The organism is Sphingobacterium yanglingense, assembly GCF_004363245.1.
In the GTDB taxonomy this organism is placed as follows: Bacteria; Bacteroidota; Bacteroidia; order Sphingobacteriales; family Sphingobacteriaceae; genus Sphingobacterium; species Sphingobacterium yanglingense.
The window spans coordinates 247,224-259,717 of sequence record NZ_SNYV01000013.1 but is presented as its reverse complement, the minus strand read 5'-3'; the positions used below and the strand labels follow the sequence as shown (position 1 = coordinate 259,717).

The window sequence follows — 12,494 nt, the reverse complement described above, 5'->3', positions numbered from 1 at the left end:
TTCAAGATAGATCTGAATTCACCAAATATTTACAAAACACTACAACAGGCAGCGTCAGTTCCCCAAAATACCTGGCAAAAAAATTAAAAATGCCTACAGCCTAGCTGTAGGTTCTTATTCTCATAACACTACAACAAACAACAAGAAGAATGGTTTTATTTAAAAATAAAAAAATTATCCAAATATTTTTTTCCATATTGATTTTTTCTCATTCCCATAGCTATAACCATAGTTACCATATCCATATCGACCATATCCGTAAGCACCACTACCTAACTTGACTCCATTTAAAACAACTCCCAATCGTGCTAACTTGTTCGATTGGTATAGTTTTTCAAGTTCTGGTAACTGACGGCGATCCATTTTCCCCGCACGGATCACAAATAACGTTAAATCAGATATACGGCTAATTATACTCCCATCTGCTACGATAGCAACTGGCACACCATCCACAATAATATAATCATAACGTAGCTTTAACTCTCCGATCAGTTCATCCAAACGCTGGCTGAGCAGAAGCTCAACAGGATTGGGAGCTAACACCCCGATAGGCACACAGTCTACTCCCTCAGATAAATCGCTTTTATACAGTACATCATCAATCTTTACCGAACTATCTGATAGATAATGTGTAACTCCTTTTCGAAACTTAATCCCCATTCGCCTTGTAAGCGTCCCTTTTCTCAAATCCAGATCAACCATCACCACACGCTTTTTCAGATAAGAAACCGTTGCGGACAGATTCATCACATTAAACGTCTTTCCTGCACCTATTGTAAAAGAACTAAATGTGATCACCTGAGGCGGAGCACCATTTATAGCCATAAAATTGATATTCGTCCGCAGGATACGGAAAGCTTCTGTCAAAGGATCGCGTCCGGTTTTGGATACCGCTATTCCCTTATCATCATACTTTTTCTCCATTGGCAGTTCTCCTAAAAATGGCGCAGTCACCACCTTCTGTATGTCCTGTCGACTTCTTACGCCCGTGTCTAGCATCAACATCAATAATAAGACTACTGCCGGCAGAACAGTCCCAACCGCTAGCCCCATCCCAACTTTCCGCAGGCGACTAGGATACATCGGTGCTTCCGAACCATAGGCAGGATCGACAATCCGTATATTATCCTCTGTCATCGCCTGATTCAATGCATTCTCTTCCCGTTTGTTCAACAAAAAAAGATACAAGTCTTCTTTCACCTTTTGTTTTCTTTCCACCTCCAATATCATACGTTGCTTACCAGGAATCTGCATTACCTGTCCCTTCACTTGATTTTCTTCCCGCTGTACATTATTAATCTTCACCTGCAGACCAGACAGCGTATTATTAATCGCTCTCAGGATATTCGTATGCATGGCGTCCAACCCTTGGTCCAACTCCTGTACCACCGGATTGGCCATACTGCTTCCCTCCTCCAGTCGATTACGCCTCAATAAGGCTTTGTTATACTCCACAATCTGTCCTTCCACATTCGCATCCACCAACCCCGTATTATTAGGGATCAGCTCCTTCGACTTACCATCGGCAGTCAGATAATCCCGCATCATCTCCACCAGTCTTTTGTCCGTTTCGATCTGGGTCCGCTGTGTTTGGAATGCCCTTCCTTCGGCAACATACAACTGTCCGGCCGTCCCTACATCTACTCCTTGATTATTAACCTTCAATTTTTCTATATCCGTTTCTACTTCATACAGTTCCTCCTCAATGATCTGCAATCGGTTCTTTATAAAATCTGCAGTGTTTACCGCTGTTTGATTTAAATCTTCCAATGCCGTACGATTATAGACCGTGATCAGCTCCGTCAGAATATCACCGGCACGACGAGCAGACCGATCTTCAAGGTGCATCTGTAGCAGGAAAGCATCATCTTCCATTTGCTTAATTTTCAGGTTACTCAAAAAGAAGTTGACCATATACTCTCTGGCAAATTTTTCAACCCGTATACTTTTACCAAAAGAACCAGGCAAATAATGACTTGTCGAATCCAGTTGTATCTCCCCTAAAGGCGTTCGAAATGCCTGCCCAATAGCCAGACGTACAGGTGCCCGATCCGTATTATCCTTCCATCCCCCTATCTCTACACTATCCTTACTGATCGGTGTAATCAATAGACTCCATGTATCTTGCGGCAATCCTTTTAGTATTTTCACCTTTATCGGAGATTTATCATAGAGTTCATAAACACGTAACCCCACTTTATGCGAGTAGCTGATATCTGCGCCTAGATGTTCTACCGCTTGACGCATCAGTTCCTTTGACCGTAGCTGTAACGTCTCACTCGCGACACTTACGCTGTTATATCCTGCGCTCGCCCTTGTAAATCGTGCCGTAGCAGGCGTATTAGCAGGTGTCTTTATCAATACCGTCTGCGCCTGCCCGTACATAAATGGGGTTTTACTATAATCGTATAAGTAATACCCTCCGAATAGCAAAATCGACGCTAAGAACCAGGGCCAATACGACAACAAATACTTTAATACATCTAGTACATTCAGCGACGGATCCCGCTGCTCTTGTACTACTCCTTCTGTATCTTTGTTTTTAACCATATCCTTATTTTGCAAGTGTTAATGCTGCCAGAACAATAGAGATAACCCCCATTGCCGTACTCCAGAAACGCCAACTTCTATTTTCGCGCGGCGTATCTTCTGCAGATCTAGGCGTTACATATACAATATCATTCTGTCTCAGGTGATACGCTGGTGAGTCAAAAAAACTCTTAGACTCTATATCATGGACGATTATTCTTCTTATTCCACCTTCCTCTCTAATTACTTTAATCTGATCAGGGGCAGCATTAGGTTTCAAGCCTCCAGATAGTGCTATAGCCTCCATCAGTGTCATCTGTGCATTTTCTACATTCAACACATTCTCCCGCACTACAGCTCCCACCACGCTTACCTTAAAGTTCAGTAGTTCTACTTTTACCAACGGTTCGGCTATCATTCCCCCAGTTTTCAGCTTTGAGGTTATTTTTTCGGTAATCTGTTCTAGGGTCAATCCCTCTAAAGGAATATTTCCCAATACCGGAAAATCTATAGCCCCCTGACTATTTACCACATAACTCTGTCCATCCTTTGTCTGCTCAGCCACCGCTTCCACATTGCCACTTGCATCTATCCGATATGCTCCAGCCCCTCCGTTAAATGGAGCTGCCAATTCCGGGCTTTTTGCCTGAACAACAATACGTAACCGATCCCCTTTCTGTATCTTCATCGGTTCTTCCTCCATTACCCTATGGTGCCCATTGACTCCCATGTCCTTTACATAAACAACTTTCTTGCCCACCACACATGCATTTAACAACAACGCGCATAAGATCATCAATCCAAAAATAGCTTTATTCATAGTTTTAGTTTTCATAGTAGTCCCGTTTGTTTTCATCCGCTATACCACCAGTCCCTTACCGCTTCTGCTAGTAGGAATAGCTATAGCATTATGTATTTAATAGGTTGATAGATATATTTTTATTTGTATGTTCCATTATTTCTTTCTGACATAACATCGCGGCCTCAGCGTTCGGTAGGCAGGCTAATTCACCTATAGGCACATCTCCCATTATCTTTTCTGCAGTCCCTATCATCCCATTGAATAAGTCCATATTCCACCGCATCGCTGTACAACTCGGGATAAGCGTAGTCAGCGCCTCTACACCGTCTAGCCAACGGAGATAGTTCTCCTCGGCTTGCCGCAAACGGACAATAGCACCTAGCTTAACCCCTTTATTGATATAGCACTTTGTTTTTCCGCTCCAAGGTGTCCCATACACCTTGACTTCATCTCCTTCCAGACGCAGTACAGGATTATCATCATTCAATAATGATACCCCTTCAATATACCGCAACCAAAGCCGACTATGTGTGCTCTTTCCCGTACCGCTCTTCCCTAAAAAAGCATAAGCTTCATTCTCTCTTTCCACCACAGAAGCATGAATCATAACACTATCTCGCTTTAAAATAGCTTGCCCATACGCCATCATCAAAAACCAATTTAGCGCTGTCGTATTATAAAATCCACCCTTAAGGGTATAAATTGTAATATTGTAAAAGTCCTTGCTCGCAAACATTTGCCAAACGTCCCCTTCATTAGCCCCTTTAATAGCAACAAAGTATCCTACCTCCAATTCTTCCAATGAAAAATTATTCTCCCAGGTCGACGAGATATCCGTCAATATTCTACGCTTACCTTTTATAGGAGGAGCATCTCCTTCCAGCAAAATCACCTCCATCACCACATCACTTTCCGCCACCGAATCCACGATAAACTCCGAAAAGTTAGGTAGGCAAGTCGACAGGTCACAATACTTAGGCACGGTCAATCGCACCCCATATCCAGCAACCCGAATATCAACCACTATATGTCCATCTATTCTTTCCATCATGCATCGATTTTCAAAGGATCATCAACTTTTTATAACAGTATAATTTTATCACATTGTCTTGCGACCTCCAGATCATGCGTAACCAGGACCACAATCTTATCCTTACCATACTCCAATAATCTCTTTATCATAGTACGAGCCGTATCCTCATCCAATGCCGAAGTCAGCTCATCCAAAAGCCATATAGGGCAATCCCGTAACATTGCCCTCACGATAGCAATACGCTGTGCCTGTCCTTCCGACAATCCATACCCTTCTTCTCCTATTTCTGTCTCCAGTCCATTTGGAAGATCATATACAAACTCCGCACAAGCTAGAACTATAGCCTGTTCCACCTGAGCTGCTGTGGCCAGAGGGTTCATCACTTCCAGATTTTCCCGTACCGTACCACGGAACAATTTTCCTCCTTGTGGCACATAAGCCATATTTATACGATGATCCGCTGTCAATGCACATCGACTGCTTTTCGTCTCCAAAACAATCTGTCCCCTTGTGGGCTCTAATAATCCCAATAACAATCGTACAAACGTGGTCTTTCCTTTACCACTGGCTCCCATAATAGCTACAGACTCTCCTTTATAGACAGTCATGCTGAAATCCGTAATAATATATTCGTCCTGATACTGAAAAGAGAGTCTATCAATATATATCGCTTGGAGATCCGTCAAAACATCTGGTTTCGATTCCGGTTCGACCTCGACTTCCATAACATCCATCACTCGATCCGTGGCTACCCGCGAGCGTATTGCAAGAGGAACAAAGGCCATTAATGTCAGTACAGGGGTCTGTATACGTCCCACCAACTGTAAAAAAGCGGTCAACGAACCAAACGTAATGAGGCCTAGATGCAAGCGATACAGCCCCCAACCAAAAGCCAACAAAAAGCCTGCTGAAGCCAATAACCGAATCAGTCCATGCGAAAAAGTAGTAAAGTTGATTAAGCTCATTTGCAGATCAGAAACCTTTTCCAGGCTTTTTTCAACCCTAGCCCACCGCATAGGATATAGGGATAAGGCTCTTATCAATAACTTAAACTGTATCGTCTCTTGTACAATATGTCCAAATTCACTTCGTGCACTTTTTAATTGTTCATTCAGTGCTTTTGTCTTTTTAAAATAGACCTTGGCAAAACCAAACAACAGCGATATTCCGAGCATTAACAGCGCAAGCACAAGATCAAACCAAGCTAACAGCAGTAAAAATGATATCAGACTTAGTAAGGTTATCAAAGTCGACCAGATCGTCTGTCCTGCCATCTGTACAACCTCTCTCGCATCATCCTGTATACGAACCTGTAGATCCCCTGACGACCATTTATTCAGAAATTGCCAAGTAGCATGCAATTGCCTATCGAGCATCTTTTGTTGGGTATTTATTAACATTTCCAGTTTCATCTGTTCATTTATCCAACCTGCAGCTACCCTAAAAACAACAGAGCCCAATAACGACAGAGCCATAATCCATAAGTTCATCGCAAAAAAAGAAGTATTTCCCAGCACAGCCGAGTCCACAACTTTCTTTGTCCACAGCACGAAAACCAAGCCCAATACAATACTCAGCACTTCAAGGGTTATATAGAGCCCCAGCCGAAAACGTGCCCCTAGCGTCAGAAGCCACATCCATCTCATATGCGCTATTAATGTCCTCCGCATATTATTTATTTAAAACACGTGTATAGGTCTGGACTAACGGAAAGAAAACAGATTCCATCGGTGCATAACGTCCATATTTCAATAGATTTTTACTTACCCGTACAAAAGCGTTCTTTCGGTTTCCTGTCTCTGCATCAGAATAGCGTTCGTCGAAAAAACCAAAATTACCTACGCGCAAAATATCTTCCATCATCCAATCGGCATTGACAGCCATTCCCTCCTGATAGGGCAAAAACCGAGGTTCCAGTCCTAAATAACGTACCAGCAAATCGTGCAACAAAACCACCCATTTCCCTATCCCCAACCGCTTATACACCTGTTCTAGTCCCCGATCTTGAATAGCATTACAATGCACAGCATACAGACGAGCTACATCACACAGTTGCCTCAATCCCAATCCAAATGAAAGAAGGTGCTTCAGTACATGACTCACCACCTGTACAATGTTCAGGACCGGTGACAATATCCGGCAATCCGCCCCATCCACTTTGATAAATCGATCGTACACACGCTCCGTCGCTATAAAATCACTCAGAAAAGGCTTTACAAAAGGATTATATAAATCTATCAGGTTAGAATGATGATCAATCTCTAGACCTCTGTAAGAGTAGCACATACTACGTCCAGGCATATATTTTACCGGCACATCTTTTTCTATCACCCAATTATTCACCTTTTCATAATCTTCTTTTGTAGAAAAGTACCAATCGATATCCCCTGCCAGTCTTCGAAGAGGAGCTTCATATTGCTGCGCTATCCCCTGCCCTTTCAGTAGAATAGGATTAACATCCAGATCATTAAAAACACCTATCTGCTCAGCCAAGCATTGGTTCATAAGCTTATTATGTTGTTCGATTTTAGTAACCCGAACCAACCATTTCATCCATATATCTGTTGGCGGTAGGTGCTCCATATCCAATCGCTCTATTCCACTGAAAACAAGCCCTTCCACCGTCTGTGCCAAGGCCAGATCATAGATATCCTTCCACTCAGCTGAAGATAAAGGGAACGATTCGCTTGCTTCGACAGGTCTTGACCATAGCCCCGATCGAAGTAAGTTAAAAAACACCGTATAGATACGCTCCCTATTTGCCATTTCAATTTACCATTAACCCGTTCTCTAAAAAAGCAGTAAAAATTGTTTGAGCGTCTTTTCCCGCTGTTTCCCGTGACACCTCATAATTAACGCACAACAAATCCGCAATCAGATCCACTGTAATATCCTTACCTTCCAACTCTTTCCACAGAAATGCTGAAGTCGTATTCAGCGTGAATACCGTTGACATGTCCACCATTTCCTGCCCAGGATCTACCACGACATAATGACTTCCTATCTCCCTTAAAACCAGATCTTTTCTCAACTTCATAAAAACTTCTTTTTAATACTGTAATTCAAATACCAACAAGCACCTAGCACACTACGTTTAAATAACTGCAACCGGCTCCCGGAGAAGCTCAACGGCAGACACAGCTCTCCACGAAAGGCTGAACCTACCGTAGCGATAGCATTATCTTTACGGACTTTTTCTACTTGTAGTTTATTTCCATCACCCGCTAGGTAAAAGAAATCTGAACTAATCCATACAACACGATGCAAAACATATTTTTCCTCATATTTTGCCAGTATTATATCTCCTTTTTCTATAGGTAGCTGCTGTCCTTTTTCTAGAATGACAATGTCTCCATCGTTTAAAACAGGGTTCATACTATTTCCCCTCACCGCAATCTTCACCTTCTTCCCCAGTTCTAATGCCACTTCCACATTTTTCAGAAAATGATCGTTTTTGCAAACGATTTTCTTCTTTGTCTGTTCCATAAATTGGCCACTATTTATTAAACATTGTTTTGCAATAAAAGTTTGCAATAAATTTCATTTGTTTTGGAGACCATTTTCTCTCTACGGAACAACTGCTCATAGCGCGCCCTACTTCCTTCCGATAATTCACTATATAACAAATCATTGGAGAGCAATTTATTAATTCCAGCACTCAGTGCGACCTCATCAGCCACAGGCACAACAATCCCCGATTTCAGGTGTTGATTTACCCAACTTACACCGGATCCCGGTATTGCTGTCGAGATAACAGGCTTTCCCAGTGACATTGCTTCCAACTGAACAATTGCAAAAGCCTCATTTTTCCAAACAGAACTCAAGCAAAAACAATCACAGGCTTCATAATAAGCAGGCACATCCTCATCCGACACAAATCCTAAAAATGTCACTTTATCCTTTACTCCTAGTTCTTCCGCCAAAGCTTTTAGTTCGTCCATCAAAGGCCCCGTCCCACCAATGACAATCTGTACATCTGTAGTTAGCAAGGCTGCAGCCCGCACTAGATATTCATATCCTTTATATGGGACCAATCTTCCTAATGAAAAAATAATTTTCTTTCCTTTAAATTGCTGTTTAATCGCCTCCGCTTTATCAGATTGCAACGCAAAAGGTTCTATTCCGATAGGCACATAATCACATTTACCCTGTACGTTCCTTAGAAAAGTAGAATCTTTGACATACACAGGCGTCGTCCCAACAATAAGGTCTGCCCTACGTATCAACCAGGACTGCAGGGGAGCATAAAGCTTCATTAATTTTTTCTGGTTCAGAATATCACTATGCCAATGCATAATCACCTTTCCTTTATAACCCGAGCAATATAAGGCCAGGGCGGCCATAGGATCTGGATGGTGCACATGTATAATATCATAGTCCTTCGCTATCCGCCTCAATGTACTTATCATCGCCGGGGCCAACATCGTTGCTGCCAGCTTCAACTGAGTCTTCACCACGATCAACCGTGCAAAATCATTCAACTGTGTCACCCCTTGAGGATACCCCTCTGTCGAAGCACAGAGCATATCACAGTACACCTCTTCGTTTGAGAGTCCCAATGTCAGATCGTACATTACTTTTTCGACCCCTCCCCGTATGGGATAAAACTTACCGACCTGTAATATCTTCATGCTGTTCATTTAAAAGTAGATTAAATAATGCTTCCCATTCATCGGCTACCGGTGCTGCGATTCTCCGATCCGCTACAGGTGCCAACTCCTTCGTTTCTCCTCGTATCAATTGGCCCATATACCCGGCCAGGTTATCAGGCCGATCTGGATCAAAAAACGCAGTACACCTACTTCCAGCGGCTGTTTCTCGGGCATAAGGCAGATCGGCCAGTAGCATAGGCTTTCCATAATTTGCAAACTCGGAAATAGGAAGCCCCCAGCTTTCCGTCTTTGAGGGAAACACCAGACAATCTACTTTCTCGTAATAATCAAGTAGACCTTCTTTACTTAAAAAGCCGATGAAACATAATGATTCATACCGATTACCCCATTTTTTTAAAACCCATCGGGTATAGCTATTTTCTTCTCCTGTTATCGTGATATATACTTTAAATTTCGGAAGGCCTTCCTTTCCCTCCAATAAGGCCACGGCCTCACAGAGACACTCGAAGTTTTTGTGGCTATTGGGCGAAGCCGGGAATAGAAAAGAATAATCTTCTCCATTTCGCTCTTCATCTTTAGCTGAGGTCGTATCGACTGGAATAACCTGCTGCGGCTTAGCAACAATGATATCCTTTTCAGGAAAATCAAAATCTCTCGCCATAGCCTCCCTAAACCATTCCTGCTGCACTACGAGATATCGATTTGCAGAGACATTAAAGGCATAAATGTATTTTGTAAGTAGGGAGAATAGCACAATTTTTGGTGCAAAAAACAACTCCCTCCATTTCCATTTATAAAACGTAAAGGCGTTATGGCAATACACCGCCTGCAGCTCCGCCTCTACACGAGGACTGGTATCGTGCAGTGAAAACCATAAATAAACCGGTCCTATCTCCTTACTCACTTTCTTCATCGTTACGTACTCATACCATAGACGGTTTATCCAACGTTTTTTAGGCCATTGGGTTTCGATATAAGTGATATTCGGAAACTCAGCCAGCTTCTTTTCATACACCAGAGCAACCACCCTATATTCTTTATTAGCAGCAAGCACCGATAGATAATGGAGACAATTTCTAAGAATAGCCAGTGGCCCCGCTTCCACAATATTGACTGCAGATATAACTATTGTCTTCATTTCTTTACACCAGTTAATTCCGTAAATAATTCAACCCATTTTTCCATGACCTTATCCTCTGAGAAACCTTCCGACCGCAACTTAGCCACCTGTCCCATTTTTTTTCGCAATGATACATCCCTTATCAGGGCATCGATGCGCTGACTAAAAAGTTCCCGCTCACCTTCCGGAATCAAATAGCCATTTTCACCATCCGATATAATATCTTTAGGGCCACACTTACAGGCATAAGAAACCATGGGCACACCACAAGCCTGCGCCTCCAACAAGACCATAGGTAAGCCCTCATAACGTGAGGTCATCAATAGCAGTGCACTTTGTAGATACACCTGTTCAATATGCTTTACCGGATCACATAAACGGACCGAATCCTCCAATCCCAGTGCTGCTATCTGCCGCTTCATATCTTCTTTCAATGGACCATTACCATAAATAGAAAGCTGCCAATCGGGATGCTGCCGATGCACCTCACTCCAAATAGCAATCAGTTCATCAAATCCCTTCTGGTAGTCATAGCGTCCTACTGCTACGACATTACTTTTTTCCAACGTTGCTGTTTCATCGAGGTTAAAACTGTGGGCATTCGGGATCACGCGAATATTAACCAAATCGCCCCAATAGCCTCTATCCTCCTGTGTAAGTACGACAAAGCGATCATAAGAACGGGCTATCTTCAGATCCCGCCTACTGAGCCATACGTCCAAGAGTTTCCATACTCCCTTTCTGCCATATTGCAGCCGCTTATATCTTGAAAAATGAATCTCCAGGATTTTTTTACTGTTATCCTTGCTCTTGAACAAGAAAGAAGCGTCATGATCAAACATAGATACCGTGATATCCGCTTTTAACTGTTCTAACAAGCGCTTCAATTTCTTCTGGTGCTGTTGTCTCTTAAAAAGATAGCTCCAAAATTTCCCTAAAAAATTCCGCCCAACATTCGCGGTATAGTTAATACCAAGATCTATCTGCTCGATTCTAGCATCCAGTTCAAAGAATGGAGGTCTGCCCTGTTGATCCGTAGTGACAATAACCACTTCATTTCCCGCCCTCACGAGATAATTAGCTTTATTGGCCAATACACGTTCCATCCCCCCCGAGTTGAATGTCCCCAGTAAACAGTACATAATCTTCATATCCTCCTCCTTTCTCCACCTTCCAGGCAGTAAAAGAGTGCATAGACCAAAAACAGATCCGTAGCAACTTTCAACCAAATAACAAAACTCAGTAATAGTAGGAATGCGAAGAAAAGCTCATAACCAGGTAGTAGTTTACTGCATGCCCATGCATTGTACACAAAAAACAAAGAAAATATAGACAGTCCCAACAGCCCATTGTAAAATACGAATCGGCAATACCCAATATCCGTTCCCACGGCATGCCAATTATCGAAAGTTGCTTTCCCGATCAACCAGGTTTTATTATCATTCGGATCAGGCCATATCCACATTACTGAATTCAATCGATCAGTAGAAGTGGTTTTCCATTCGCCTTTTTCCACCCAATTAAAGAATCCTTCAAAAGCAAAACGCATATAATCATAGAAAACAGGGTTGGTCTTATAAAAATAAGTCGCCAGCAACAAGACGAACAAAAGGCAGAGAAAAAAAACCAAGTATAATTTTAACAGTTCCCTTTTTAAGAAAAAACGCCACACACCAGTCCCCAGAAACAGATAAACAATCGCAAGAGTTCCTCCCACGCTAGTCGTCCTTGCAATAATACTACCCACAGTAAAAATGATGATAAAAGAAATTAATAATAGAAATAGCAGGAGCGTATTCTTTTGTACTTTCCAACTATTAATTAATACAGCGACTAGCATAAGCAATACGATAGAGAAACGCACCCCAGCATTATCTAACGAAGCTCCTATTCCATACAGTCTTTCTATATTATTTAAGAACCCCTGTCCCTGTTCGATATATTGATCCACAACCGACTTTACCACTGGAACATTATCAATCACTAAGGCCAACATACATTGCGCCACACATACAGCGATCAGATAATACGCCAATAGATCAAAGCCGACCTCCTTATGCCCTAGTTTTAAACAATTGATCACAAAATAGCCTGCAAACATCCAGACGGAAAAACTAACGATATAAGTCGCATAGGAAGAATCCGTAGAATAATTGTAATCCATAGAGAAAAAACCTACGGCAGAGAACACAACAGCAAAACAGATCGCTCCCAATAATTTCCTATTGATCTCTATTGATCCTCCTCGGATGGAATTAAATACCCAGAAACTTGCCCCAAAAACAGCAAAAATCAGCTTCGTATTAACCTGTTCAGGCAGAAATGTAAAGCCAAAAGAGAAAAAGTACATGCTGACAAGCATCCCTAACACTGCATATTTGATTAGCTTCATCATCC

11 protein-coding genes are annotated in these 12,494 nt (G+C 42.2%); all 11 read right to left on the bottom strand.

Annotated features, from left to right (window positions below; all coding sequences use genetic code 11):
• Positions 1-174: 174 nt before the first annotated feature.
• Positions 175-2,550, bottom strand: coding sequence for a GumC family protein (locus CLV99_RS09470; RefSeq protein WP_133584266.1), 2,376 nt, complete (start codon positions 2,548-2,550; stop codon positions 175-177).
• A 4-nt stretch (positions 2,551-2,554) separates the two neighbouring features.
• Entirely contained in the window at positions 2,555-3,364 is an 810-nt protein-coding gene (locus tag CLV99_RS09465; protein WP_211348490.1) for a polysaccharide biosynthesis/export family protein, read from the bottom strand.
• A 73-nt stretch (positions 3,365-3,437) separates the two neighbouring features.
• Positions 3,438-4,382 carry a hypothetical protein gene (locus CLV99_RS09460; protein WP_133584265.1) on the bottom strand — a complete coding sequence of 315 codons (945 nt, stop codon included), beginning with the start codon at positions 4,380-4,382 and terminating at the stop codon, positions 3,438-3,440.
• 29 nt (positions 4,383-4,411) lie between these two features.
• Entirely contained in the window at positions 4,412-6,034 is a 1,623-nt protein-coding gene (locus tag CLV99_RS09455) for an ABC transporter ATP-binding protein (RefSeq protein WP_133584264.1), read from the bottom strand.
• A gap of 1 nt (position 6,035) precedes the next feature.
• Positions 6,036-7,130, bottom strand: a complete 1,095-nt coding sequence (locus CLV99_RS09450; RefSeq protein ID WP_133584263.1) for a nucleotidyltransferase domain-containing protein — start codon at positions 7,128-7,130, stop codon at positions 6,036-6,038.
• 1 nt (position 7,131) lies between these two features.
• Positions 7,132-7,401 (bottom strand): PqqD family protein, encoded by a 270-nt coding sequence (locus tag CLV99_RS09445; protein WP_133584262.1) that lies wholly within the window; start codon positions 7,399-7,401, stop codon positions 7,132-7,134.
• On the bottom strand, positions 7,398-7,850 hold the full coding sequence (locus CLV99_RS09440; RefSeq protein ID WP_133584261.1) for a S24/S26 family peptidase: 453 nt from the start codon (positions 7,848-7,850) through the stop codon (positions 7,398-7,400). The genes CLV99_RS09445 and CLV99_RS09440 overlap by 4 nt, the downstream gene beginning before the upstream one ends.
• 17 nt (positions 7,851-7,867) lie before the next feature.
• Positions 7,868-8,995: a glycosyltransferase gene (locus CLV99_RS09435; RefSeq protein WP_133584260.1), complete on the bottom strand. Its 1,128-nt coding sequence runs from the start codon at positions 8,993-8,995 to the stop codon at positions 7,868-7,870.
• The gene (locus CLV99_RS09430; protein WP_133584259.1) at positions 8,973-10,115 is read right to left on the bottom strand and encodes a glycosyltransferase; all 1,143 of its coding nucleotides are present in this window, start codon (positions 10,113-10,115) and stop codon (positions 8,973-8,975) included. Before CLV99_RS09430 ends, CLV99_RS09435 begins: the two co-directional genes overlap by 23 nt.
• Entirely contained in the window at positions 10,112-11,248 is a 1,137-nt protein-coding gene (locus CLV99_RS09425) for a glycosyltransferase family 4 protein (RefSeq protein ID WP_133584258.1), read from the bottom strand. Before CLV99_RS09425 ends, CLV99_RS09430 begins: the two co-directional genes overlap by 4 nt.
• Positions 11,245-12,492 carry a hypothetical protein gene (locus tag CLV99_RS09420; RefSeq protein WP_133584257.1) on the bottom strand — a complete coding sequence of 416 codons (1,248 nt, stop codon included), beginning with the start codon at positions 12,490-12,492 and terminating at the stop codon, positions 11,245-11,247. The genes CLV99_RS09425 and CLV99_RS09420 overlap by 4 nt, the downstream gene beginning before the upstream one ends.
• Between the last annotated feature and the right edge of the window lie 2 nt (positions 12,493-12,494).

Coding starts and splice junctions, on each gene's coding strand:
- CLV99_RS09465 (WP_211348490.1), bottom strand. CDS start 3,364: ATGAAAACTAAAACTATGAATAAAGCTATTTTTGGATTGATGATCTTA.
- CLV99_RS09430 (WP_133584259.1), bottom strand. CDS start 10,115: ATGAAGACAATAGTTATATCTGCAGTCAATATTGTGGAAGCGGGGCCA.
- CLV99_RS09440 (WP_133584261.1), bottom strand. CDS start 7,850: ATGGAACAGACAAAGAAGAAAATCGTTTGCAAAAACGATCATTTTCTG.
- CLV99_RS09445 (WP_133584262.1), bottom strand. CDS start 7,401: ATGAAGTTGAGAAAAGATCTGGTTTTAAGGGAGATAGGAAGTCATTAT.
- CLV99_RS09455 (WP_133584264.1), bottom strand. CDS start 6,034: ATGCGGAGGACATTAATAGCGCATATGAGATGGATGTGGCTTCTGACG.
- CLV99_RS09420 (WP_133584257.1), bottom strand. CDS start 12,492: ATGATGAAGCTAATCAAATATGCAGTGTTAGGGATGCTTGTCAGCATG.
- CLV99_RS09450 (WP_133584263.1), bottom strand. CDS start 7,130: ATGGCAAATAGGGAGCGTATCTATACGGTGTTTTTTAACTTACTTCGA.
- CLV99_RS09470 (WP_133584266.1), bottom strand. CDS start 2,550: ATGGTTAAAAACAAAGATACAGAAGGAGTAGTACAAGAGCAGCGGGAT.
- CLV99_RS09435 (WP_133584260.1), bottom strand. CDS start 8,995: ATGAAGATATTACAGGTCGGTAAGTTTTATCCCATACGGGGAGGGGTC.
- CLV99_RS09460 (WP_133584265.1), bottom strand. CDS start 4,382: ATGATGGAAAGAATAGATGGACATATAGTGGTTGATATTCGGGTTGCT.
- CLV99_RS09425 (WP_133584258.1), bottom strand. CDS start 11,248: ATGAAGATTATGTACTGTTTACTGGGGACATTCAACTCGGGGGGGATG.